The sequence below is a fragment of the Staphylococcus argensis genome, assembly GCF_002902305.1.
Classification (GTDB): domain Bacteria; phylum Bacillota; class Bacilli; order Staphylococcales; family Staphylococcaceae; genus Staphylococcus; species Staphylococcus argensis.
The window spans coordinates 164,513-189,484 of record NZ_PPPX01000001.1; the positions used below are offsets into that span (position 1 = coordinate 164,513).

Genomic DNA, 24,972 nt, shown 5'->3' on the forward strand with positions numbered 1-24,972 from the left:
TATAATCGTCAAGAACAACTATACTTCACACGCCTAGTCATTTTAGTTAAGATGAAGTTAAGCTAACTCACGATAGGCGAGTGTATAAATACGATGTGAAGGGATACAGAAGCCATGAAGACAGAAAGACGATGGACGATGGTCACTTTCGTTATCATATTTATCGTCGTGTGTATCACTGCGGGCTTGCTCAAGATACATTACGATCATGATCATAAGAAAGATACGAAAGAGAAAGTACAAATCAATAATAAGAATGTGAATGCCTTTACTAATATCCAGTACAGCAAAGCGTATCCGAATAGTCGCTTGGATATCTTAACACCGACTTCGATGGATCACGATAACAAGTTACCGGTCATCTTCTGGATGCACGGGGGCGGATTTATCGCGGGGGACAAGCAGTATAAGAACCCATTGCTCGCGAAGTTGGCGGAACAAGGGTATATCGTGGTGAATATTAACTATGCGCTCGCACCGAATAACAAATATCCCGTTCAAATCAAGCAAATTAATGATGCGGTGTCGTTTATTAAAGAGAATAAGCATGATTTACCGATCAATTTCGATCAAGTCGTGTTTGGTGGTGATTCTGCAGGCGCGCAAATGTCGAGTCAATACGTCGCGATGCAGACGAATAAGTCATTGAGAGACGAGATGCATTTCAAACCACAATTTGATTCAGATCAGATTAAAGCAGCCATCTTCTATGGTGGTTTCTATGATATGAAGACGGTGCGTGCGACCGAGTTCCCACGTATTCAATTGTTTATGGAAAGTTATACGGGTGAACGTGATTGGGAGAACCAATTCAAGAATATTTCTCAAATGTCCACGATCAATCAGGTGACGGATGATTATCCGCCGACGTTCTTGTCTGTCGGAGATGTGGATCCGTTCTTCAGTCAGAATAAAGCTTTTGCGAAGAAACTAGAGGATACAGGTGTTCCAATTGATACGTTGTTCTATGATGGCAGTCATCATTTACATCATCAGTATCAGTTCCACCTCGACTTACCTGAATCTAAGACTAATATCAGGGATACGCTGAAGTTTCTCAGCCGTAATACCGATTCCTCTGGTGTAGAGACAGATGTGAAGCCTGAGGACGAGAACGCTTATGGTGTAGAGTTAAATCCTTATTAGGTTAAAATAAGCCAACGTTGGAAAGACGCAAACGAGTTTGAACTTGAGTGTTTCCAATGTTGGCTATTGTTATATAGCAGCATGATGACTAAAGTAAGAGTTTAGACATCACGTATTTATTGTAGTATTTGTGATCGATATAAAGTTTGTCGCGTAACTCGCCCTCGATTTGGTAGCCTGCATTTTTAAATAGTGTCACTGCTGTCGAGTTCTGAGGAACGACAGAGATTTCGATGCGGCGAATGTGACGGTTGAGACACCACGCCTCAACAGAGTTGATAAGCGATTGTCCTAAGCCTTTCTCACGGTAGTGCTTAATGACACCCATCGTAAACTTCGCTTCGTGTTTCGCACGCTCTAGGTCCTCTGTCTCAACGATGGCATAACCGACGAGCTCATCATTGTACTCAGCGACGAAGATGGTATTAGATGGCGACGTGATGATGCGCTCGAGATTCGAGATGATTGTCGACTGAGAGGGCGCATATTCGCCAGGATTATATAACATGTAGTCAGCATCGTCATAAATCGAGCTTAATAGCTTCGTGAATGCCTCTACATCTTGAATACTTATTTCACGGATCAGATGTGCCAATCCAGTCACCTCATTTTCGGACTTTTTTAACAGTTATTATTATATAAAATAACACTTTAAACACTTATTTACTATAATTAAAGCAGAAGTTTTTGATCTTTTTACTAAAAATAATTTCTCATTAGATAAAAAGATGACGTACAGCTATATTCTTCACTAAAACGCTCTGATAAGATAAAAAAGTGAGTTAAGTGTCGAAAAATTTGGGGGTGAAGATTGTAGAAGAGGCGGTTGAATTTGTACAATAGAGGTGTAGTAAAGGTTTGATAGAGGTTGGTACTAATTTAAAGCTATCTAATTTGCAATGTTTTAACTCTCGCTTGCTAAGGTGGGCTGTATTCAACTGATTTCTGTCGCTTCGCGCTCCAGAAATGGATTTTCATTGCAGCTATGTTCTCTCAAGCTTCTCGAGTACACATTGAAAAGTTACTTATCACCAAATTATAGATATGATTTTCATTCATTTTATAATCATTTAAAGTGTTCCGCCCTCTTGATCATGCCTTCAATTTTTCAATCTTTTCATTGTGAGGTGGAGATACAATTACAAAAAAGCAAAACGAAATCATACGTTAATCTGCATTATCGCCAGCGAGAAACTGTCTCGGACCTCGAATGATATTTTAGTAGCTTTTTAAGCGCGTATGAATTTCAACTTACTTCTTTAAGATTTTGTAAATTTAATTGTAGGATTGTTAATTTTGTGCTATTTTCAAGTAAGACAAATCATCATTTATAAGGGTGTTTTTTATAGAGATAAATGATGCTCACACATCGTCAGATACATAAATAACTACAAGTAATTGGATGAGTACACACACCCCCATTTTACGCAGATCATTTGTCCCCTTAACGTATTATGTAGTCGAGAAAGGTTTAATAAGTACAGGTGTTGAACACCTACAAAATGGAGGATTATTTGAATGTTTAACAAGAAAAAAGACAAGTTCATGGTGCAACTTGAAGAAATGGTCTTTAACCTCGACCGTGCAGCAGTGGAATTTGGAAAGATGGACTTCAATACACATTTAGATTTGAAGGCGTATTCAGACAATATCAAGACGTATGAGTCACACGGCGACGAACTCATGCATCAAGTGGTTTCTGATCTGAATCAAACGTTTATCACGCCAATTGAACGTGAGGATATTCTGTCGCTCAGTAATGCGATTGACGATGTCCTTGACGCGATTGAAGAGACGGCAGCAATGTTTGAAATGTACTCTATCGAATATACAGACGAGTACATGGCAGAATTTGTTGAGAACATTCAGAAAGCCATCGCTGAAATGAAGCTTGCGGTAGGCTTGCTCGTAGATAAGAAGCTGACGCACATGCGTATTCACTCTATCAATATTAAAGAGTTTGAAACGAACTGTGACGGCATCCTACGTCAGTCTATCAAGCATATCTTCAACAGCGAAACTGATCCAATTACTTTGATTAAAATTAAAGAAATATACGAGAGCATGGAAGAAATTGCTGATAAATGTCAGGCAGTCGCAAATAACTTTGAAACAATAATCATGAAAAATAGCTAAGGAGTCCTCAATTATGGATTATATTCTAGTTGTCACGATAGCGATCGTCATCTTCTCACTCGTCTTTGACTTTATCAACGGGTTCCATGATACTGCGAACGCTGTAGCAACAGCTGTTTCAACTCGTGCATTAACACCGCGTACGGCTATCTTGTTAGCAGCCGTAATGAACTTCATCGGTGCGCTCACATTCACAGGGGTAGCTGGTACGATTACGAAAGATATCGTCGATCCATTTAAACTTGAGAACGGCTTGATTGTCGTCCTATCAGCAATACTTGCTGCGATTATTTGGAACTTGGTAACGTGGCTCTATGGTATTCCAAGTTCATCATCTCACGCGTTGATCGGTGCTATCGCAGGTGCTGCCATTGCATCTCAACGTTCATTTGATGTCTTGCATTACCAAGGGTTTACGAAGATTATCATTGTACTTTTACTATCACCGTTAATCGCATTCTGTGTCGGTTTCTGTATTTATTCTATCGTCAAAGTGGTCTTCAAGAATGCGAACTTAACTAAGACGAACCGTAACTTTAGATTCTTCCAAATCTTCACAGCTTCTCTGCAATCATTCTCACACGGTACGAATGATGCGCAGAAATCGATGGGGATTATCACGCTCGCTTTAATCGTTGCGAACCTACAGCACGGTCCAAGTGTCGAACCGCAATTATGGGTTAAGATTGCCTGTGCGACAGCGATGGGTCTAGGTACAGCCATCGGGGGTTGGAAGATTATCAAGACGGTCGGCGGTAATATCATGAAGATTCGCCCAGCGAACGGGGCAGCAGCAGACTTATCTTCTGCGCTCACAATCTTCGTGGCGTCATCTTTACACTTCCCACTTTCAACAACACACGTTGTATCTTCATCTATCCTTGGTGTAGGTGCGTCTAACCGTATTAAAGGTGTGAAGTGGACGACTGCGCAACGTATGATTATTACGTGGGTCATCACATTGCCAATTTCAGCGTTATTAGCGGCAATTGTGTACTTTATCGTTAATTTCTTCTTTAACTTAATATAAAGCGTCTAGACGTTGTTTGTCTCTCTTGAGTGAGCAGGGGAGGCGAGCAACGTTTTTTATATTATGAAGGGTAAAATTGGAGGAAAGAGACATAGTTTAGTGTTCTAGCTACGTGAGAGCGTATATGAAAGACGCTTAAAAAATAGGGAGAGAATGAAGCGCTTCGTCAATAATGGGTAGTGACTGTCATTACAAATGGTTATAAGTGTGTACGTGGAAATGGCTGGTTTAAGAACGACTCGAGGTTGAATTAGTACAAGTCATTTCGAGGTCAGTCATCGATTGTTTAATGAGTAAATAGAGGGATGTCGTCAATACTTTTATCTGAAAGGGGAGGAGAAGCGGATCTCAATAAACACACAAAAAAAGACACGTCTTATCTACATTCAGCCGAACAGTGAAATGGATAATGACGTGTCTCTCTTTCTCATCTAATTAATGAATATAGCTATAGCTAGAAGCTTGTGATGCTGGGATAGTGCGGTAGCCTACTGTGCCTGGTGGTGTGTTGTAGTTCATTTCTGAAACGAGCACACTGCCGTCTGGATTAACTTGTTCTACGTAAGCTACGTGGCCTACTGGGCCTTCAGTTGTTTGTAAGATTGAACCTACTGCTGGAGAATTGTCTACACGGAAACCGTCAGCTTGCGCTTTAACTGCCCAACCTTCAGCGTTATACCAATAAGTGCTGATAGGTTTGCCAGTTTCTTGACGACGGTTGAATGCGTGCCAAGTACATTGACCCCAGTCGTAAAGGTTAGAATCGTTAAATGTAGGTGTGTCTTGGTCTGAAATGTTTGTAGCGCTACCAGAACCACCTGAACCTACATTTGGAGTAGAGTTGTTTGAAGATCCACTAGGAATCTTTAATGTTTGGTTTGGTGAAATTAAATAACCATTAAGGTTGTTCGCTTGCATTAAGGCATCAACAGAAACACCGTATTTGTTAGCGATAATGTTAAGTGATTCGCCTGCTTGAACAGTGTGTGAAGAAGCACCAGATGATTGAGAAGTACCGTTTGAACTAGCACTTGCTCCTTGAGCTCCGCTGCCACCACCGATATTGATCACTTGGCCTGGGAAGACCATGTTATTGTTCAAGTTATTGCTTTGTTTCAATTGATCTGGTGTCGTATTGTACTTGTTAGCGATAGACCATAATGACTCTCCTGATTGCACTGTGTGTTGCGTAGAAGCGTCTGCATCATGATGCGCTAAAGCTGCAGCAGCGCCAGACGCAGCTGTTACTGCAAATGCTACTTTCTTTTTCAAAAGTACTCCTCCTTCAACTTGTTAACAAAAGAATTGTGATTTACTAATTGATTTATAACCCATACTAACAAAATTAATCCGTTTTGTGTATGTTGTTATAAAGATGTAATATTGTAATAATTTAAAGTCAAATATTTTAAATATAAAAAGCCTTGTTTTGCGCATAGCAATAAGTTATCGCAAAGATTTAAGAATATTAGGTATTAATAACGTTGTAATATTTAATATGAAGTATTACATATAGTAATATGGTAAGAACTGCTTGATATGTTTCATGACTATTAAAATAGTGAATCATATAATTAAGACTAAAGTAAGGAGTGAAACGTGTGTCAGAAACTACACATTCAGCATCGTCAAAGCATCAACATCAGAAACAATCCCAATCTAAGTCTCAGTCTCAATCGAATTCCAAATCCTATGGTAAGGTTTGGCTATTCTTCGTATATTATTGGATTATCTTTGGTATCGGCTGTTATTTCGGTCAGTATTTACCAATGTCATGGCGTCAGCCGTTATCCTTTGCGCTATTAGTACTCGTCTTAATCACGTTGTTCGTGAAACGCGCACGTAAATACGGTATTGTTATATCGCACATTTATACTATTGTGCTAGGATTATTATCCTATGCCACCTTTACGTATTACTTACAGAGCTTAGGAGCTGAAGTCTTTTATAAAAACGTTGCGTTGGCTATCGTAGCGTTTATCGTCTTTGGCTTAATTGGTTATTTCCTTATTAATGATGCATCTGGAATGGGACGCTACCTGTTCGTGACATTAATCGCCTTGATTATTGCGAGTATCGTCGGAATCTTTATCCATAACCCGATTCTGCATACGGTCATCATGGTAGTCGGTTTACTCCTATTCTTAATGTATACGATTTATGATTTTAACCGCATGAAACGAGGTTCCTTTACCCCTAGAGAACTCGGCTTTAATCTATTCTTAAACTTACTGCATATTATCAAATATGTATTGCGTATCGCTGATCGTTTGAGAAAGTGACGCAATGAACATCAAGACGCACTAACCTATAAGATACAATGGAAAAGTTAGGGCAACGTTGTTGAAGTGATGATTCGAGAAGTTGTCCTAGCTTTTTTCGTTATTCTCCACTCAAGATCATTCATTATTCAATTGATAGAGTCAAATTTGATATAAGATATAATGATTTGTTAAATAAAATACTAGGTAATCGTTTAATGTATAAGTTATAATAATAGTTCATACTCAATTAGTTGATGATAGAAAGATTGTCACCTATTACCTATCGCTTCACAAATGTCAGTCGCACTTCGCTCCTTTCATACATATGAAGATCATATATTAAAAGAGGTTCTACTATGAAAACACAATGCTTGCAATTATTAACTGAGAAGCACTATCCCACAGCACGATGTATTGACGGCATATTGCTATTTCTACCGCTCCAAGGCACTCTCGATATACATAGCATTTCCAAAGCGCATTCCGTAACAAACGATTTCATACTGATTAACGACGTTGAAACGTACCAGATTTCTCAGAACGGTACTTGCATTATGTTATATATTGCGAGTGACTGGTTTGAGAAGGTGGGCGTGAATTTCTTCGATTATAAATACATTATCAACTTGATTCAATCGACGAATGAAATAATGCGTAAGATGTTACAACTTGCCCATGCGCAACTGACGGATACGTTGACCGAAGCACAGTTTGAGAAATGGATGACGGACATTGTCCAAATTATTGTCGATGAAGCTAAGATTAATGCTTCAATCGTCAATCAGCACTTGAACTATACCGGCTATGGTAAGTTTGGCGAAATACTTGAATATATCTTCAATCATTTACCAGATAAGCTAACGTTGAGTGCATTGTCTGAGAAATTATATATTTCGAAATCTAATATTTCCGGCCAGTTCTACAACGTATTAGGCATTGGTGTGAAGCACTATGTCGACTCGATACGTATCGCTAGCTCAATGCGTTATTTAATCGGTGGCAATCATACGTTAGAGGAAATTTCTGAGCAGTGTGGTTTCAGTAATGGTGCCAGTTATAGTAAAAAGTTTAAAGCTTATATAGGCGTTTCTCCGAATGACTATCGTAATTTAGATAAATCGCAGAAAGTCGTTCATCTCGGTACAACGCAAGAGTGTCATTATGATGAAGAAACGTTGCTTTCTCTCATTAACGATAAAGCGATGCAATGTAGTAATACGAGTGATATTCGCATAGATGAAAGGAATCCAAAATCGTATCGACCATGTTGTAATGTGCTACAAATTCATACCGTGGCTGAGTTGAAAAAGCTATTTTTAGAAGACTTCACGTTTTATCGCACAGAAGCAAGTGAACACATCATCTTCTATTGTTTAGTTGATGCGAAAACGTTAACTTATGAACTCACTGAAGAAGAGAAACATCAGATTACGAGTAGTTTATTGGAGCATCAACTGAGTATTGCATTTCATATTAATTCTAAGGAGGACCTTCGTTGGCATCTTGAGTTGTTATGGCCACTCGTGAAACGTACGATTGAAGATAACGAACAACTGACGAAAGAAGCGGCGCAAGGTTTCGCTTATATCTTTAATTTAGCGACGATGGATTTGAAGACGATTTATCGTCACCTCATTCATGTGCAGAACTACAACTTCCAAGTTGATTTCGGAATTGATATCACTGATTTATTTAATCAGCCGACAGAATTTAAACAGTTAGAGGCTCAGCTTAAACGTATTAACTTTAAATATTACTTTATCGATAATGCACGGTTGAATCCACCGTATCTCGTTGAAGATTCAGAACAAATACTGACGAAGCAGCTCGTTCATTTTACCAATATTAAAGACATCATACAGCGGATGGATATTGATGATCAGAAATACTTCTTGCTCAACTTAGAGAACCGTCTGCTTTCAAACGACCAAATCGCCGAACTGATGGATAGTCCGCCGATTCTGATGGAAATGTTGAAGGAGACGTGGAATAGCTTTGGCGGGATTGGCGTAGATCTGTTTCAGCAGCTGAGCGGTCGTGAGCATCTTTACCTTTATGATAAAAATGGCTTTAGTTCCGTGCTCAATATCTTGCTCCATCGTTTCTTAGAGTTAGAGGATATTAAGCTAAGAGATTACGGCCACTATATCGTTGCGATGCAGGAAGAGAAGGTCACGATTTACATTTACGACTGGCGCATACTTGAGGGTGAAGCGCTAGATCGTGAAGCACTGCCTGCACGGATGACCATGGACATTCAACACAGCATTATTAATGGGAATCACTTGATTTATAGTGAGAACTTTGATGGTAAGCAAGGGAATATTAACCAGATTGTGCCATCGAGCTTAAGGGACAAGTATGAGTGGTCGACGCCGCTTGTGAAGAAGATTGAGCAATTTAATCAGCCGCAGTTCGAAATTTTTGAGCATGATTTCAGTCAATCGGCTTTAGAGTTTAAGTTGCATTACAATAGCGTGCGTATTATGCATATTTTTAAAAATGAACAGACGGATAAATTCTAAAACTATTTGCTCATTGCTATATGTTTGTTACAACTTAATTTGAGGTTATTCGTAATTATGACAAAGGAATAGAAACAAATAGCAAAGACAAGGCCTCCTATTATAAGAGAAAATGGTATATAAACTGCCTACTTATAACGGGAGGTGTAACAACATGAATTCTGAGAAGAAGGCGAAGTTGCTTGAAGTTTATAAGAAGTACAAAGGTTTAATGGATTTTCTAAGTACTCATTATAAATTATCAATCAATGATCTGGCGATTTTGGAAGTAATTGAAGAGAATTGTAGTAAGCAAAATATGTTGATGCAACCTTTCTTGAAGATTGCGACGAAAGAGCTGGATTTGAGTCGTACTAAAGTGTTAGCCTCTATTCGCAAGTTGATTAATCAAGACCGTGTGAGTAAAGTGCGTTCTGAAGAGGATGAGCGTAAGGTTCATCTGTTTATGGATGAAGGGAATGCGCAGCGGTATCGTGATTTGTTGGATGAGGTTGAGGCTTTTATAGATAAATAGCACCTTTGGTAATGAATCTTTGTATTTTTATAATTGCTACTGTTGTTTGGGAGTGAACAGTAGCAATTTTTTTGTGGCTACTTTTGTGTCTGCTTCTAATTTGTTCTTACTAATTGTGTTGTTTGTTTCTGTTAGTTCTATTATAGTGTTTTGTATTAATTTTTCTATGTCTTACGACATAGGATTGCTTATTTGAGGAGATAGTGGAATGTATGGCTGAGCCTCTAAAACGCGCTTGCCTAGGGGACGACCTCAACTAATTTTCGCTTTTGTTGCAAGCGAAAATGGATTTTCGGTTTCGTCTTGGATCCCTCAGGCGTCGCGTTTGAGGCTAGACGCCATAGATATAGTGTCTGGCGCAATCCTGTGTCTTAATAGAGCGATAGCAAAAAAGTAAGTTCATAATAATTAAAAGCTTCTGTTCACAACACAACAGTAGCTTGATTTTTGGGTTTGGGGAATAGAGTGTACAGTTCTAAATAAGAGTTTCTATTTTCCCATATATTTCTGCTATTTTAGAGTTAAAATTTTAGCGTCTTATTCTAACTTTGAGTTGTCACTATATTATATACAACCTAACTATTTTGATGTTGGGGAATAGAGTGTATCGTACTAAGTTATCGTTATTACACACATATACTAGCTATTTTGGGGACGGGAAAGAAAGTAAAGAGAATTGTGATTACAATGTGATATAAGTTAATTTTCAATGGAGACTCGAGACGCATGATGGAGTTAGACCACAACGAAAATCCATTCCTAGAGCTGTTAAAGCGAAAGGAATTAGTTGAGTGTGGTCCCATATGCAAGCGAGAGTCATAACATTGAAAATTATATGTCCATTTGAAAATTAAATGCATATTAACTTACGTTATACGCATTTTACCACGCATATTAAAACTGGAATCAACGTCTACGTCTAGGTTATAGCTTGTGTATGATGTATAATATATAATGATAATTAGTAGTGAAATAGAAAGCGAGATGACATTATGGGTCGTAAATGGAATAATATTAAAGAGAAGAAAGCCCAAAAAGATAAAAATACGAGTAGAATTTATGCGCGCTTTGGTAAGGAGATTTATGTGGCGGCGAAATCGGGTGAGCCGGATCCGGAATCTAACCAAGCGTTGCGTTTAACGTTGGAGAAAGCGAAGACGTATTCTGTTCCGCGTCATATTATTGATAAAGCGATTGAGAAGGCGAAAGGTGGCGGCGAGGAGAATTATGACCACCTTAGATATGAAGGCTTTGGTCCGAGTGGTTCCATGATTATCGTTGATGCGTTGACGAATAATGTGAATCGTACGGCTTCGGATTTACGTGCGGCTTTCGGTAAGAATGGTGGTAACATGGGTGTTTCTGGTTCGGTAACTTACATGTTTGACCACACAGCGACGTTCGCTTTCGAGGGTGATGACCCTGATGCGGTGCTTGAATCCTTGATGGAACAAGATGTGGATGTACGAGATATTGTGGATCAAGATGGGCTTATCGTAGTTTATGCGGAGCCTGATCAGTTCGCTCAAGTTCAAGAGGCCTTGAAACAATATGGTGTAACGGACTTTGAGGTGGCTGAGTTTGAAATGTTGCCGCAGAACGAAGTGACTTTATCTGCAGATGATCAAGCTCAATTTGAAAAATTAATCGATGCGATTGAAGAGTTAGAAGATGTTCAGAACGTATTCCATAACGTGGAGCTCACAGATTAATGATTGCTGAAGCGAAGCGTTGGGTTGAGCAATTGGATTTAAATGCGCATCCTGAAGGTGGGTATTATAAAGAGATTATTAAAGACGAGTGTCATTCGTCAGAACGTCCCGCATATACGAGTATTTATTTTCTTCTAACTCAATCGAATATTTCTCATTTTCATCGTATTGATTCTGATGAAATTTGGTATTATCATGCCGGTGATTCGTTAACGGTTCATATGATTCACCCGGATGGATTATATGAGAAAGTGACGATAGGTCCAAACATTGAACAAGGTGATGTGCTGCAATATGTAGTTCCTAAAGGGACGATATTTGGTTCGAATATCGAGGGTGGCGACTATGCATTAGTAGGATGCATGTGTCAGCCTGGCTTTGATTTTAATCAATTTGAGTTGTTCAGTAAGGAAACGCTCAACGAACAATATCCTCATTTGAAAGAGGTTAATGAAATCATGGCTTTAGATGCGCAAGATTTAGAATAGGCATAAGCATGAGTAGAGATAGATTTCGCACAGACGGAGTCTATCTCTTTTTATAAATAAGATAAAAGGGAGGATAGACATAATAATGAAGCATAAGATAACAGTAGAACTAGCAGCAGAAGAGATGAAAGCTATACGGAATTACGCTGAAATACATCATATTGATTCTAGTCAATTAATGAAAGAAGCAACATTAGAAAGAATTGAAGATGAAGAAGATCTCGCAAGCTATAAAGAAGCGATGAATGCATACAGAAATGACCCACACACCTATTCTCCTGAGGAAGTTGACGAAATATTAGGGCTGTAAAACCCACTATTTTACCCTAATGCGCCATACAATCTATGAAATAATTCGTGGGACATATGAGACAGAGGATGACATAGGGAAAGCACTTCTATATAATTAATATCAAGGAGTGATGGCAGTGAAAGTAAAATATATCGATAAACGTCACTGGCGTCGTATTATAGATAGAGATTATACCGAAGTTAGAGTTAACAACAATAAGTTTAAAGGCATTATCGGCTTGGTTGAGATGCACAAGGTGCGAGATCCTCTCGAGGTATCGGTGGTCAACCGCAATATTATCGTGGCTGATGATGGCTATCAATGGTTACAGATTCTGCCTGACAAGAAACGCTATAGTATTACAGTGATGATGGATGACAAAGGGAATCCGCTTGAGTATTATTTCGATATTAATATTAAGAATATTACGCAACGTGGGCATGCGCGTACACTTGACCTCTTCTTGGATGTCTTGGTCTTACCGAATGGTGAGTATGAGCTCGTCGATGAAGATGACTTATTGCGCGCCCTCAACGACGCAGAGATTACGAACAAGCAGTATCATGAGGCGTATGTGATCGCGCATCAACTTATGATTAAGATCGACGCTGATTTTCCTGCAATGCAAGATAAGATTATGTATTGTTTTCATAAGATAAAACAAAAAGCGCAAGGACGTCATTCGAAATTTCGAAATAAGTTCAAGCCGAAACATAAAGGCCGTAATCAGAAATCACATACTACGCGTGCGCAACAATCGCATTTTAATAATAAAGGCAATCACAAGCCACAGCGTAAAAATAAAGGACAGTGGCAACGTCATAAGAATGAACAGAAACACAGTGACAGCAAGCAGCAAACTCGGACTGTAAAGAAAGAACAACCTAAGACTTTGAAAGATTACTCTAAGTTTATTCGTAAATAGTGCAACACTCAAACGAGCGCCTGTCATCTCAGGGCATAGGATACAAGGTGAAGTTGAAGTGACCGCAAATTTCAATTAACGAAGGGTTATTCTTGATAGAAGCATAACGGTTCATGTATTTAACTAATAATGTTCTAAAGATAAGTCAGAATATCTGAAAAGTTGTTATAGGGGGAAACTATGAAGATAGAAGATTATCGTTTACTGACTACACTGAATGAAACCAAGACTTTGCGTAAAGCAGCTGAGATTCTCTACATATCTCAACCCGCAGTAACCCAACGTTTGAAAGCCATTGAGAGTGCGTTTGGCGTAGACATTTTTATCCGTACGAAGAAACAGCTGATTACGACGACGGAGGGAGCTATGATCATTGAGCATGCGAAGGATATGCTGAATCGTGAGCGTCTCTTCCGTGACAAGATGCAAGCGCATATCGGGGAGGTCAATGGGAAGATTTCGATTGGTTGTTCCTCTCTTATTGGGCAAACGTTATTACCTGAAGTACTCAATCTCTATACACGCCAATTTCCAAATGTAGAAATACAAGTTCAAGTTGGCTCCAGTGAGCAGATTAAAGCAAATCACAAAGATTATCACGTCATGATTATTCGCGGTAACAAGATTATGAATTTGAGTAATACGCATCTCTACAATGATGAGCATTACTTTATTTATCCACGTGATCGTAAAGAACAAGTGAGCAATTTGCCGTTTATTGAGTTTCAAGCTGATCCAATTTATATTAATCAAATTAAAGATTGGTACAGTCAACATCTCGGGCAAGATTATCATGCGATGATTACGGTGGACCAAGTGGCGACATGTAAGGAAATGTTGCTGAATGGCGTGGGTGTAACGATACTACCAGAGATTATGATGAAGCATATTGATCAAGAACAATTTGCGACGCAACGTGTGCATCTCGGTCAAGATCCACTGATTCGTTCAACGTTCCTCAGCTATGATTCAAGCATGGTGCAGTTACCACAAGTCGATTCGTTTATCAACTTAGTCATGGAGTATGTGAAGAAATCGTAAAGGTCTCAACCTGAGTGAGACGAGGAGGACTACAATGTTTAAAGAACTACTACATATAAAGAACTATAAATTATTTGTAGTCAATATGATGTTATTAGGGATAGGTATCGCCATTACCATCCCTTTTCTCGTCTTATTTGCTACGAAAGAGTTAGGGATGTCGCGCCCGCAGTTTGGTCTGTTGCTCGCAGCGGCCGCAGTGAGTCAATTCACTGTCAATGCGATAGTGGCGCGTTTCTCTGATACGCATACAATTAACCGTAAATTTTTAGTTATCTGTGCGCTCTTCATGGGTGCGATGAGTTTCGGACTCTATTTCTATATACATAACAAGTGGCTCTATCTCGTGTTGTACGCGTTGTTCCAGGGCTTGTTTGCGCCTGCCATGCCACAAATGTACGCGTCAGCTCGTGAAGCGATTAACCAGTCGTCATTGCGTGATCGAGCGAAGTTTGCGAATGCCGTTTTGAGATCGATGTTCTCCTTTGGCTTCGCGTTCGGCCCCTTTATCGGGTCGTTCTTTATTGATGCGCAAGGATTCTCTGGCCTCTTTGCAGGAACAATTACGATTGTGCTTTTCACCTTACTTCTGCAAGTCTTTTTCTTTAAAAATGTACAAACGCAACATCAAGTCTCTACGCAAACTCATGTGGAGGCGAAAGCACCGAATATGTTGAAGAATTTGCCGCTACTCATCCCATTTGTTGGGTTTATCTTATTACATATTGGGCAATGGATGTATACGATGAATATGCCTTTATTTATTACGGATTATCTTCATGACACAAGCCGCTATGTAGGTGTGCTTGCAGGTATATGTGCAGGTTTAGAAGTGCCGTTCATGATTATCTTAGGCGTGTTGTCCTCGAAGGTGGGTACGCGACCGTTACTGATGTTAGGTGGTCTGAGCGGAAGTGTCTTCTTCGCTAGTATAGGCATATTTGATAGCATTATTGCGATGATTATAGGTCAAATCTTCTTGGCCTTCTTCCTAGCGATTCTGTTAGGACTTGGCATTACTTACTTCCAAGACATTCTACCTGATTTCCCAGGTTATTCTTCAACGCTATTCGCCAATGCGATGGTCATTGGTCAGCTGTGTGGGAATTTACTTGGCGGGGTAATGAGTGACTTGGTAGGTTTAGGTCATGTCTTCTTCGTCTCTGCAACATCGCTTTTGCTAGGAGTTATACTAATCTTTTTCACACAAGACCAACAGTTTACTAAAAAAGATAATGGAGTAGATAACGCATGACAGTCATATTATGGTTATTAATTATTGCGGCCTTTGTCGTCGCATTTATCGGATTGATTAAACCGATTATCCCATCCTTACCGTTCTTATGGATCGGATTCTTAATTTATCAATTTGGTATACACAACGGTCATCTTTCGTGGATATTCTACGTCGCGATGATTGTATTTACAGTATTTATTCTGCTCGCTGATTTCTTGATGAATAAATATTTCGTCAACAAATTTGGCGGTTCGAAGACGAGCGAGTGGGTCGCATTGATTGGTGTAATAGTGGGTTGTTTCGTCTTTCCACCATTTGGTATTATCATCATACCTTTCGTCGCCGTATTTGTAGTTGAAATGATTCAAGAACCGAATTTCACGAAAGCGTTGAGCGCGAGCTTCGGTTCGATTGTCGCATTCTTAGCGAGCACAGTGGCACAAGCATTAATCATGGTCATTATGGTGATCTGGTTCTTGCTTGATGCGCTAGTGTTTTAACTATTGAGGATAAAATGAATGATAGGCCAGTGCATGTTTGAAGAGCGTGCGCTGGTCGTTTTTATGTTGGCCGAGTAATTTATTGTCATTATGTAATGTTCCCTTGCTGAAGTGGGGACACGCAATGCATTTTACTCGTCAGGATATTAGTGAAAATTAGATTTGAGTGCGTTTTCATAAGAAAAAGTTAAGTAAAGGGGTTGAGGTAAGGACTTCATTTTTAGTATAATCGCTCTCGTGTAATTTTATTACAAAACTTGTGATATATAATGTCATTGATAAAAAAAGAGAGGGAGGGCTAGAAATGAAGTACCCTGTAGCAATTTGGATGTTAGCCATTGGCGCGTTTGCGATTGGAATGACAGAATTCGTCATCATGGGATTACTCCCAAACGTAGCGCGTGATTTGAATGTCTCAGTAAGTGATGCAGGACAGCTGATTACCGGTTACGCGTTAGGTGTAGCAATCGGTGGACCTATTCTCGTCATGTTAACGATTAAATGGAACCGTAAATATTTGTTGCTGACGTTGATGGGAATATTTATTGTTGGTAACGTTGCTGCGGCCTTAAGTCCTAACTACGGCTTTATGTTAACGAGCCGTATCATTACGTCATTAGCACATGGCTCATTCTTTGGGATTGGTTCTATACTTGCCGCAAGCATGGTGAGACCTGAGAAACGTGCGAGTGCAATGGCGCTGATGTTTATGGGACTGAGCTTAAGTAATATCTTAGGCGTGCCATTTGGTACACTCATCGGTCAGAATCTTGGGTGGCAAATGACTTTCGTCGTTATTGCCATACTCGGTTTCATCGCGCTCTTAGGTATCGTCTTCTTCGTACCGATGACGCGTGAAGAAGTGAAATCGTCTATGTTGAAAGAACTTCGTATTCTGAAAGAGAAAGAAATGTGGCTCACATTAGGCATCACACTCTTCGGTTTCAGTAGTGTGTTTGCTTATTTCACGTATATTTCAACGATATTGACGGATGTCACTGAAATACCTGAGCACTTCATTTCTGGCATGCTCATCATCTTTGGTGTAGGTGTGACACTTGGAAATATCTTCGGAGGTAAGCTCGCAGATTGGAACCTGAACCGTGCCTTGCAACTTATCTTCATCACATTCATCGTTTACTTCATTGCACTTTACTTTATTCAGATGAGTGCTGTTGCGATGGTCGTAGGAATCTTCCTATTTGGTTTCATCGGGTTCAGTATGAGCCCTTCCTTGCAGTTTAAAAGTACTTTGGTATCCCAAGACGCACCTACTTTAGCAAGTACGCTGAACCAATCAGCGTTCAACCTTGGAAATGCACTCGGTGCCTTTATTGGTGGCGTCGTAGTTGAAAGCTTACCAATTCAATATTTAAGTTTCATTGCACCAATACTCACATTCATCGGTTTAATTCTTCTATTAGTTAATATGTATATAAATAAGAAAGAACAAGCAAGTCAGGTATAAATAAACGCCCTCAATTATTAGAAACCTAATAATTGAGGGCGTTTTAAGTATATTTAATATTATTGAATTAATGAGGGGGGGGTCAACAGCAATCTAAGATATAAGAAGATTGATTACGACCCTGAAACTCGTAGCATCTAAATAAACTATAAGTCAATTTTCAATGTGTACTCGAGACGCTTGATGGATTTAAGACCACAACGAAAATCCATTCTTCGAGCTCTTTGAGCGAAAAGAATTAGTTGAGTGTGGTCCCATAAGCAAGCGAGAGTTATAACATTGAAAATTAATAAGTTTTAATTTTGTCTCAGACCCAAGCAAGCGAGAGTTATAACATTGAAAAAAATAAGCTTAATTTATATCGCAGGCTAAGTTTACAACGACGTATTCGCATCTTTATTCACAAAATGGTGATCAATATATAACGAAATAGGAACTAACGCAATTGAAATCAGAATAAATGTCCAATTACCTACTCGAATGTAAGGACCAAACGCTAAAAATGATTGTGGGATAAAAATAACATAGAATAGCGAAATCATTAGGCACAAAATGATGATATACGCCAATATCCATGACCAATGTGATTTAGAAAAGCACTGCATTTGTATCGTTTTAAACAACATCCAAATAAAAAGAAAGATAATAACAATACCTACCACAATCGTAATAGGGAAGGTGTATAAATATATACGTGAAGTTCGAATAAAGAACCCAATAAACCCTTTAAGAAAGCAGAACAAACCTAATAATAATATGAAATGTTGAATAATATATTTACATATATTGATAAAGGTTTCGTTAGGCAACGCTTTGATCTCTTTGCGCGCGTGTGCCTTAGGGTCATGGTCGAAGAAATCCATCGCATGTGTGCCTTTATCTTCAGCCACGAGCAAGCGTTTGAGTATGCGATTCAGCATCTTCTCAGAGTCGTGGGAATTCACTCGTAATTCTGCTCGGACGTAGGCCATGTAGTTCTCAAAGATTTCTCGGTCGGTATTGTTTAGCCTCAGCGCTTTAACATTGTTCTCGCGTGTGAGTTTATCGGTAGATTTCATTGTCGTCAGCAGTCCTTTGCTTTAATAAATTCGTATTATGACATATTATGACGAAGTATTTTAAATAAATCAATTCTTATTTCTATATAAGATTAAGTTGTGAAGTTGAAAGGAATGACTCTCTTTACTTTTATCTGTAAAATGACGACGATTTAAGTTGATCCATGAACTTCGCGGTCTGAAATGGTAGAATAAATATGAAATATTGAGTAAAGGAGTCCATTTATGAAGAAATGGTTAGTATTGATTCTCGCCGCAACGCTGACACTTTCTGCTTGTGGTAAAAGTAACGAAAAAGCGTCGTTACAGAAAGATTCAGAGAAACTTGAAAAAGAGAATAAATCATTGAAAAAAGAAAAGAAAAAGCTTGAAGAGGAAAACGACAAGCTTAAAGATAAAGAAAAAGATCTTCAAAGTGATGTGAACGGTTCTAGTTCTGAGAGTGACAGCGATGCAGGTGATAAAGAGGAAGATAAGGATACGGATAGCGACGACAAAGATAGCACAACTGAATCTAAAAGTGATGAAGATAGCGATTCGAATTCGTCAAAAGACTAAGGATACATTGGGTGACGCTACTGCCAGTCTAATTTTGCGAAGTTAAACCGTTCGCTGTATAATATATAAAGTGCAAGAATGAACGTTAAGAGCTACATTCTGATATGATAGCGTCTGACCTCGCTTTCTCGTGTAGACGTTTAAGTATTTTAAAAAAAGGGTATTAAAAAGGATAATTATAGGAAAGCTATCAAATAATAGAATTAAAAATAATGAAGATAAACAACGTTGGTGCGCACGCCACCGTCAAAAAAGATGTGCTGAGATGATGGGTAATCAGAGTAAGGAGATGAATCGAAATGCATGAACAAGAATTCAGTTTATTAGAAGGTCGATCAATTACTTTACCAGAATTAGGTAGAGAACTTGAAAATATTACAGGACGTGAAATTGTAGATTCAACTGGCGAAATTAAACGCGTCATTGCGCATTTACCTAATTTCGAATCTGATACAGATACATTTGTAGCTACATATCACTTGAATAATCAAAGTGATTTCATCGATGCGACGTTTACGGCACCTAAGTCAGAACGTAAACGCTTGAAGGAAGTACCTGTACATGTAGAACTCATTAGCTATATCACGAAGTCATAATGACATCTGTCGTGCATGATAGCGATGAGCCTTCGCATCAATAGGGAATGTCATAGCATGAAATGTAGTTGAAATTGATGAGATTTCCAACAACTATAAATAGAACAGTCTGTGGGATGTTAGACGAGGAAACGCATGAAACAACGTCATTAACATCCCTTTTCATTTACTGTATAGCAGAGATGGATCAGAGGTGTAAATATGACTATTTATATAGAAACTGACCGTTTAATATTGAGGGATTGGAACGAAGATGATTTACTGCCCTTTCAAAGAATGAATGCGAATACGCAAGTGAGACGGTACTTTCCGGATTTGTTGAGTTATCGCAAATCAGAAGTGGACATGCGGCTCATGAATGATATTATTCATAAACATCAACTTGGGTTGTTTGCCGTTGAGTTAAAGGAAACGAACGAGTGGTTAGGCTTTATCGGCTTGAATTATTTGCCGAAAGAAAGTAAATATCAATTTAAAGAGTTACCATTTTACGAAATAGGTTGGCGGTTAATTCCTGAAGTTTGGGGGAACGGCCTAGCGACTGAAGGAGCTGAAGCGGTGTTAGCGTATGCGCAGGAGCAAGGTATCACAGAAGTATATGCGTTGACGGCGGAAGGAAATGCGAGTTCACGTAAAGTGATGGAGAAGATAGGGATGTCGCACTACGACGACTTTGAATATCCTAATTTGGGAAAATACCATCCGTTGAAGCGCCACGTCAGATATTATAAAGATTTAACTTCCTCTTAAGTGGTGGGATGTTAGCGTCGAATGGCTAGCCTACCACAGTTAAGCTGTGTACAATATGACGAATATATTAAAAGAATGTTACAATAAGCTGTAAGTTTCTTAACATTGTAAAGTAAGTAGAAATAAGAGATGTCATGATTATAAAGGAGTTACGCTATGTATTTTACTCAACTTACAACTAAAGAATTTCAAGAATTTGTCGATCACCATTTTTCGCATTATACCCAAAGCGCAGCGCATTATGAATATCGAGCTGAACACTATCAAGATGCATATTTGTTAGGTGTGAAAGACGATAGTGAGAACGTCCTAGCCGCTTGTTTATTAACGAAAGCGCGTTCTTTCAAATTCTTTAACTATTTCTATACGCACCGTGGACCAGTGATGGATTATAACAATATTGAACTGGTCAACTTTTTCTTTAAAAATCTGACAGACTATCTTAAAAAAGAGAATTGTCTTTACGTCTTAGCAGATCCATATGTGTTAGAAAGTGTGCGTAACGCAGATGGTGAAATTCTCGAACACTATCATAATGAACATTTTAAAAAAGAACTCGAACAGCTCGGCTATAAACATCAAGGCTATACGACGGGGTATTCAGATATGAGTCAAATTCGTTGGCTTTCCGTGCTCGACCTCAAAGGTAAGAACGGTAAAGAAGTGCTGAATGAGATGGACTATCAAACACGTCGTAATATTAAAAAAACGTATGAAATGGGCGTAGAAGTTAAAGATCTGTCTATAGAGGAAACGCCTAAGTTCTATCGTTTGTTCCATATGGCTGAAGAAAAACATGGCTTTAAATTTAGAGATGAAGCGTACTTTGAATATATGCAGAAAGTCTATGGTGACAATGCTTCATTAAAATTAGCTTATGTAGATTTAGACAAATATTTGACGACTTTACGCGAGAAACATGATGATTTAGAGCAACAGATTGCGGAAGTCAACAAAGCTTTAGAAGAGAGTCCAAATTCTAAGAAACAGAAGAATAAGCATAATCAGCTTTCACAACAACTCAATGGTAACCAACGCAAGATTGCTGAAACTGAGGAAATGATTCAAACAGACGGCAAAGAATTAGATTTAGCCGCAGCGCTTTACATTCACAACGAGCACGAGGTGTATTACTTATCGAGCGGTTCCAATCCGAAGTACAATCGTTACATGGGCGCCTATCGTTTACAATGGGAAATGATTAAGTTCGCGTTAGAGAACGGTATTGAGCGCTACAATTTCTATGGTATCACAGGTGACTTTAGTGAGGATGCTGAAGACGCCGGCGTTCAACAGTTCAAGAAAGGCTTTAACGCGCAAGTCGAAGAGTACATCGGCGACTTTATTAAACCGATTAAACCATTCTGGTATGCAGTTTCTTCATTACTAGGTAAGATTAGACATTAAAATATTGAAACGAGCTCTATAACATACTGAGCTGACCCCCATATAGTGGGAACTTTATAAAAACACTTTCGTTGAATTCAGTTAAAATGAATTGACGGAGGTGTTTTTCTATGCGCAGAGTGGCGTATTCAGTTGAAACAAAGTTTAAAGCAGTGAAGATGAAAGAAGAAGATTATACAACTAAAGAAATTATGTGTGAATTAAATATTAGAAATAGAACACAGGTAAAAACATGGTGGAGATGGTATAGAAAGGGTGAAACATATCGATTTAGTCAACAAGTAGGCAAACAATTCTCCTATAATACTATAATAAAGGATTAGAGGAACTTTCTGAAAATAAGTTAAATAACTTTAATTCCATTGTAAAGGATATTGTCGAAAAGTACATTGAAAACTATAATAATCGAATTCAACAAAAATTAGGCTACTTATCTCTTGTGCAATACAGAAAATTAGCAGCCTAATTCAAGTGTTTTTATGCGAGTACCATATTAAGGGTGCAGTGCCAAACTCACCTCACCACGACTGGCGCTTTAAATTTCAAACGAAACGCTAATTTCACCCGCACTCTAAGCGCGCATTTTACCCTAAGTGACCACTACCACTTAATCGTATGTACGTACACCGAGTGGCTGATAGTTCTCAAGCGTTTCAAGCAATTCTTCTTTCGTATCACACAGAGGCGCGAGGTTCTTGTATTTCGCATCGATAAAGCCTTCGGTAATCATTCCATCGAGCATGTTCTGAAGCGGTTCAAAGAAACCGTTGATATTAAAGACAGCAATCGGTTTCTGATGAATACCGATTTGAGACCAACTGTACATTTCAAAGAATTCCTCGAGAGAACCTGCTCCACCTGGTGCCATGATAAAGGCATCTGCGAGTTCAGTCATCTTATTCTTGCGCTCGTGCATGGAATCGACGAGTACGAGTTCGCTCACTTTCTGACTCGTAATCTCTTTCTCATCTAACATCTTCGGCATGACGCCAATCGCATGACCGCCTGCATCGAGTACGCCATCTTGTATCGCTCCCATGATACCAACGGAACCTGCGCCAAAGACGAGTTCGTAGCCTTGTTCGGCCATATATTTACCAAGTTGGTAGGCTTCTTTGACATAAATTTCATTTCGACCTTTGCTTGCACCGCAATAAACTGCAATTCGTTTCACAATTGTTTCCTCCTATTTTGTATCATGTTCAATCAACTGTTGTAGCACTTGTTCAAACTGACGCCGCTGCTCCGCACTGTACTTTGAAGGGCCTTTCGTGCGCACACCACTACGACGTAATTGTGCAGATTGGTGGCGTTGATCAAGTAATTGTTGAATATTGGTACTATTATATAGCTTACCATTGTGGTTACGAACTTGATAGACTTTGTCGAGAAGTAGGCTAGCCAAGCCATAGTCCTGCGTAATGACTAAGTCAGTGGGACGACTGATGGCGAGTAATTTGTAGTCTACAGCATCTGGACCATCGTCAACATACGTCACTTTGACATGTTCTGGATAATCATTCAGTGAGAAATGGGTATAGCTACGTAATATAAGAACGGAGATGCCTGTTCCTTCAGTAAGTTCAACGATTGAATCAATGACTGGACAAGCATCTCCATCTATAAGTATGCGGTTAAACATCTTAGCGTGCACCGTTGTCTTGGTTAGTAGCAGCGCGACGATCTTTCTGAGCGAGCTCTGCTTGTTCGTTCTGAACTTGTTCATGTGTGAGCTGTTTACTCTTTTGCGTAGCAGCATCGTCAAGTTCGCTCGGTGTAAAGCCAGCTTTTTTCATGTGTTTGTCGGCTTTTTTAAGATCTTTTTGACGTTGTTTTTCGTTCTGTTTTTGTACTTTTGCTTCTTGTTTACGACGTTTTTCAGCTTTTTTCTCTAACTTTTTGTCGAGTTTGTGTGCTTCTTTACGGTCTTTCTTCTCTTGTTTCTTTTCTTGCTTTTCGATATATTTCGGATCGTTTTGTTTCGCGATTTGTTTCAATCTGCGTTTTTGATCATATTGATGTTTCTTTTCAACAACGTAGTCTTTAGCGTCTCCAGATTTATCAACGACCGCGTCTTTAAAGTCCACGGATTTATGCGCTACTTTCTTCGATGCGCGACCTGTAGCATCGGCAGCACGTTTAACATCTGGATGTTCTTTGATACGTTTACGTTCAGTGATTAATGGCACGAGAAATACTGGTGCGACTGTCACGATTGTGCGAATAAGTTTCTGTTTATCCATATACGTTGCCTCCATATTCATCTATACTATGTAGTCTAATACCCCTTAACGTTCGGCAGTAAACTTTGGCTTGATACGCCATTTCACTTTTATTATAACACGTCTCTTCTACAGCTAGTTGAGATAGTAAAAAAAGGATATGTTCTAGACGCAACGATGCAAGCATCAGATTAGAATGTCTGAACATATCCTTGTGTATCCTTATTATTCACCACTAATACCTGTACCTAAGCCGAAACCAAAGTAGAGAATAGCGATGATGACGACTAAGATAATACGATAGATGGCGAACGGAATTAATTTTATCTTATTGATTAAATGTAAGAATGTCTTGATTGCGATTAAGCCCACGATAAATGCTGCGACGAAACCTAAGAAATAGAAGGCGATATCTGTCGCATGAATACTACCAATATGTTTCACAAGTGAGAGACAGCTTGCGGCTAACATAATCGGTACGGACATGATAAAGGTGAAGTCAGATGCAGATTTATGCGTCATCTTCATGTATACACCCGTGGAAATCGTTGAGCCTGAACGACTGAAACCTGGCCACATCGCTACGGCTTGAGATAGACCAATCACGAAAGCTTGGAAATAGCTGATTTGATCGACCGTTTGTGGATTCTTGATGCGACGACTTACGATATCAGCACCGATCATGTAGAATGCGCCGATGAGTAGCCCGATCATAACTGTAGGTACACTGAATAAATATTCTTCAATTAAATCGTCAAAGAGCACGCCAAGTATACCTGCAGGAATCATACCGATTAAGATATGGAACAAGTTAAGTCGTTTCGGTTTAGAGCGGAAACCATCTACCGGTTCATTCTTGTATTTACCGATATGTAACATTTCGAAGTAACGTTCGCGGAAGACCCACGCTGCTGCGAATACTGAGCCGAGTTGAATGACTACTTTAAAGGTAAAAGCAGATTCAGGCCCAAGAAATTCTTTCGATTTCAAGAGAATATCATCTACGAGGATCATGTGACCAGTAGAAGATACAGGGGCAAACTCAGTCAGACCTTCAACGATCCCGAGAATAATCCCTTTAATCAATTCAATGATGATCATAA

Annotated in this window: 25 protein-coding genes and 1 pseudogene; 19 read left to right on the top strand and 7 right to left on the bottom strand. The window is 39.1% G+C overall.

The window, feature by feature from the left end:
• The first annotated feature begins 114 nt into the window (after positions 1-114).
• Complete coding sequence (locus tag CD039_RS00830; protein ID WP_103370742.1) at positions 115-1,146, top strand: alpha/beta hydrolase; 1,032 nt, start codon at positions 115-117, stop codon at positions 1,144-1,146.
• 88 nt (positions 1,147-1,234) lie between these two features.
• Here the strand turns inward: CD039_RS00830 and CD039_RS00835 are convergent, their stop codons facing one another.
• Positions 1,235-1,741 carry a GNAT family N-acetyltransferase gene (locus CD039_RS00835; RefSeq protein ID WP_103370743.1) on the bottom strand — a complete coding sequence of 169 codons (507 nt, stop codon included), beginning with the start codon at positions 1,739-1,741 and terminating at the stop codon, positions 1,235-1,237.
• A 923-nt stretch (positions 1,742-2,664) separates the two neighbouring features.
• On the opposite strand from CD039_RS00835, the gene CD039_RS00840 reads away from it, so the two are divergent.
• Positions 2,665-3,282: a DUF47 domain-containing protein gene (locus tag CD039_RS00840; RefSeq protein WP_049408058.1), complete on the top strand. Its 618-nt coding sequence runs from the start codon at positions 2,665-2,667 to the stop codon at positions 3,280-3,282.
• A 13-nt stretch (positions 3,283-3,295) separates the two neighbouring features.
• Entirely contained in the window at positions 3,296-4,312 is a 1,017-nt protein-coding gene (locus CD039_RS00845; protein ID WP_103370744.1) for an inorganic phosphate transporter, read from the top strand.
• 435 nt (positions 4,313-4,747) lie between these two features.
• Here CD039_RS00845 and CD039_RS00850 read toward each other — a convergent pair whose 3' ends face one another.
• On the bottom strand, positions 4,748-5,584 hold the full coding sequence (locus CD039_RS00850) for a CHAP domain-containing protein (protein ID WP_103370745.1): 837 nt from the start codon (positions 5,582-5,584) through the stop codon (positions 4,748-4,750).
• A gap of 329 nt (positions 5,585-5,913) precedes the next feature.
• On the opposite strand from CD039_RS00850, the gene CD039_RS00855 reads away from it, so the two are divergent.
• The 11 genes from CD039_RS00855 to CD039_RS00905 all read left to right on the top strand — a co-directional run bounded on the left by CD039_RS00855 (position 5,914) and on the right by CD039_RS00905 (position 17,278).
• Positions 5,914-6,594: a Bax inhibitor-1/YccA family protein gene (locus CD039_RS00855; protein ID WP_103370746.1), complete on the top strand. Its 681-nt coding sequence runs from the start codon at positions 5,914-5,916 to the stop codon at positions 6,592-6,594.
• A gap of 338 nt (positions 6,595-6,932) precedes the next feature.
• Positions 6,933-9,101 (top strand): helix-turn-helix transcriptional regulator, encoded by a 2,169-nt coding sequence (locus CD039_RS00860; protein WP_103370747.1) that lies wholly within the window; start codon positions 6,933-6,935, stop codon positions 9,099-9,101.
• 154 nt (positions 9,102-9,255) lie between these two features.
• Positions 9,256-9,615: a transcriptional regulator, SarA/Rot family gene (locus CD039_RS00865; protein ID WP_002472520.1), complete on the top strand. Its 360-nt coding sequence runs from the start codon at positions 9,256-9,258 to the stop codon at positions 9,613-9,615.
• A 992-nt stretch (positions 9,616-10,607) separates the two neighbouring features.
• On the top strand, positions 10,608-11,327 hold the full coding sequence (locus CD039_RS00870) for a YebC/PmpR family DNA-binding transcriptional regulator (protein ID WP_002472555.1): 720 nt from the start codon (positions 10,608-10,610) through the stop codon (positions 11,325-11,327).
• A gap of 2 nt (positions 11,328-11,329) precedes the next feature.
• On the top strand, positions 11,330-11,815 hold the full coding sequence (locus CD039_RS00875; protein WP_240595058.1) for a cupin domain-containing protein: 486 nt from the start codon (positions 11,330-11,332) through the stop codon (positions 11,813-11,815).
• Positions 11,816-11,900: 85 nt separating this feature from the next.
• Complete coding sequence (relB, locus tag CD039_RS00880) at positions 11,901-12,125, top strand: type II toxin-antitoxin system RelB family antitoxin (RefSeq protein ID WP_103370749.1); 225 nt, start codon at positions 11,901-11,903, stop codon at positions 12,123-12,125.
• Between the two features lie 112 nt (positions 12,126-12,237).
• Positions 12,238-13,032 carry a ribonuclease FAU-1 family protein gene (locus tag CD039_RS00885; protein ID WP_240595010.1) on the top strand — a complete coding sequence of 265 codons (795 nt, stop codon included), beginning with the start codon at positions 12,238-12,240 and terminating at the stop codon, positions 13,030-13,032.
• 180 nt (positions 13,033-13,212) lie between these two features.
• Positions 13,213-14,073 (top strand): LysR family transcriptional regulator, encoded by an 861-nt coding sequence (locus CD039_RS00890; protein WP_002472595.1) that lies wholly within the window; start codon positions 13,213-13,215, stop codon positions 14,071-14,073.
• A 34-nt stretch (positions 14,074-14,107) separates the two neighbouring features.
• The gene (locus tag CD039_RS00895) at positions 14,108-15,328 is read left to right on the top strand and encodes a sugar efflux transporter (protein WP_103370751.1); all 1,221 of its coding nucleotides are present in this window, start codon (positions 14,108-14,110) and stop codon (positions 15,326-15,328) included.
• Entirely contained in the window at positions 15,325-15,810 is a 486-nt protein-coding gene (locus CD039_RS00900; RefSeq protein WP_103370752.1) for a DUF456 domain-containing protein, read from the top strand. The genes CD039_RS00895 and CD039_RS00900 overlap by 4 nt, the downstream gene beginning before the upstream one ends.
• A 304-nt stretch (positions 15,811-16,114) precedes the next feature.
• On the top strand, positions 16,115-17,278 hold the full coding sequence (locus CD039_RS00905) for an MFS transporter (protein WP_103370753.1): 1,164 nt from the start codon (positions 16,115-16,117) through the stop codon (positions 17,276-17,278).
• Between the two features lie 374 nt (positions 17,279-17,652).
• Here the strand turns inward: CD039_RS00905 and CD039_RS00910 are convergent, their stop codons facing one another.
• Positions 17,653-18,336: a DUF1129 family protein gene (locus tag CD039_RS00910; RefSeq protein ID WP_049408086.1), complete on the bottom strand. Its 684-nt coding sequence runs from the start codon at positions 18,334-18,336 to the stop codon at positions 17,653-17,655.
• A 225-nt stretch (positions 18,337-18,561) separates the two neighbouring features.
• Between CD039_RS00910 and CD039_RS00915 the strand changes: the two genes are divergently transcribed.
• From CD039_RS00915 to CD039_RS00935, 5 genes and pseudogenes are all read left to right on the top strand, one after another.
• The gene (locus CD039_RS00915; protein ID WP_103370754.1) at positions 18,562-18,894 is read left to right on the top strand and encodes an SA0632 family lipoprotein; all 333 of its coding nucleotides are present in this window, start codon (positions 18,562-18,564) and stop codon (positions 18,892-18,894) included.
• A gap of 299 nt (positions 18,895-19,193) precedes the next feature.
• Positions 19,194-19,490, top strand: a complete 297-nt coding sequence (locus CD039_RS00920) for a hypothetical protein (protein WP_002472533.1) — start codon at positions 19,194-19,196, stop codon at positions 19,488-19,490.
• A 201-nt stretch (positions 19,491-19,691) separates the two neighbouring features.
• On the top strand, positions 19,692-20,240 hold the full coding sequence (locus tag CD039_RS00925; protein ID WP_103370755.1) for a GNAT family N-acetyltransferase: 549 nt from the start codon (positions 19,692-19,694) through the stop codon (positions 20,238-20,240).
• Between the two features lie 156 nt (positions 20,241-20,396).
• Positions 20,397-21,647, top strand: a complete 1,251-nt coding sequence (locus CD039_RS00930) for an aminoacyltransferase (protein WP_103370756.1) — start codon at positions 20,397-20,399, stop codon at positions 21,645-21,647.
• Positions 21,648-21,757: 110 nt separating this feature from the next.
• Positions 21,758-21,949, top strand: a pseudogene (locus CD039_RS00935) (helix-turn-helix domain-containing protein); the annotation flags it as partial.
• Positions 21,950-22,254: 305 nt separating this feature from the next.
• On the opposite strand, the gene CD039_RS00940 reads toward CD039_RS00935, so the two are convergent.
• The 4 genes from CD039_RS00940 to CD039_RS00960 all read right to left on the bottom strand — a co-directional run bounded on the left by CD039_RS00940 (position 22,255) and on the right by CD039_RS00960 (position 24,970).
• Positions 22,255-22,821 (bottom strand): LOG family protein, encoded by a 567-nt coding sequence (locus tag CD039_RS00940; RefSeq protein WP_103370758.1) that lies wholly within the window; start codon positions 22,819-22,821, stop codon positions 22,255-22,257.
• A 12-nt stretch (positions 22,822-22,833) separates the two neighbouring features.
• Entirely contained in the window at positions 22,834-23,289 is a 456-nt protein-coding gene (locus CD039_RS00945) for a YaiI/YqxD family protein (RefSeq protein WP_103370759.1), read from the bottom strand.
• 1 nt (position 23,290) lies between these two features.
• On the bottom strand, positions 23,291-23,890 hold the full coding sequence (locus CD039_RS00950; RefSeq protein WP_002472512.1) for a hypothetical protein: 600 nt from the start codon (positions 23,888-23,890) through the stop codon (positions 23,291-23,293).
• 204 nt (positions 23,891-24,094) lie between these two features.
• Positions 24,095-24,970 carry an undecaprenyl-diphosphate phosphatase gene (locus tag CD039_RS00960; protein WP_103370761.1) on the bottom strand — a complete coding sequence of 292 codons (876 nt, stop codon included), beginning with the start codon at positions 24,968-24,970 and terminating at the stop codon, positions 24,095-24,097.
• Positions 24,971-24,972 lie beyond the last annotated feature (2 nt).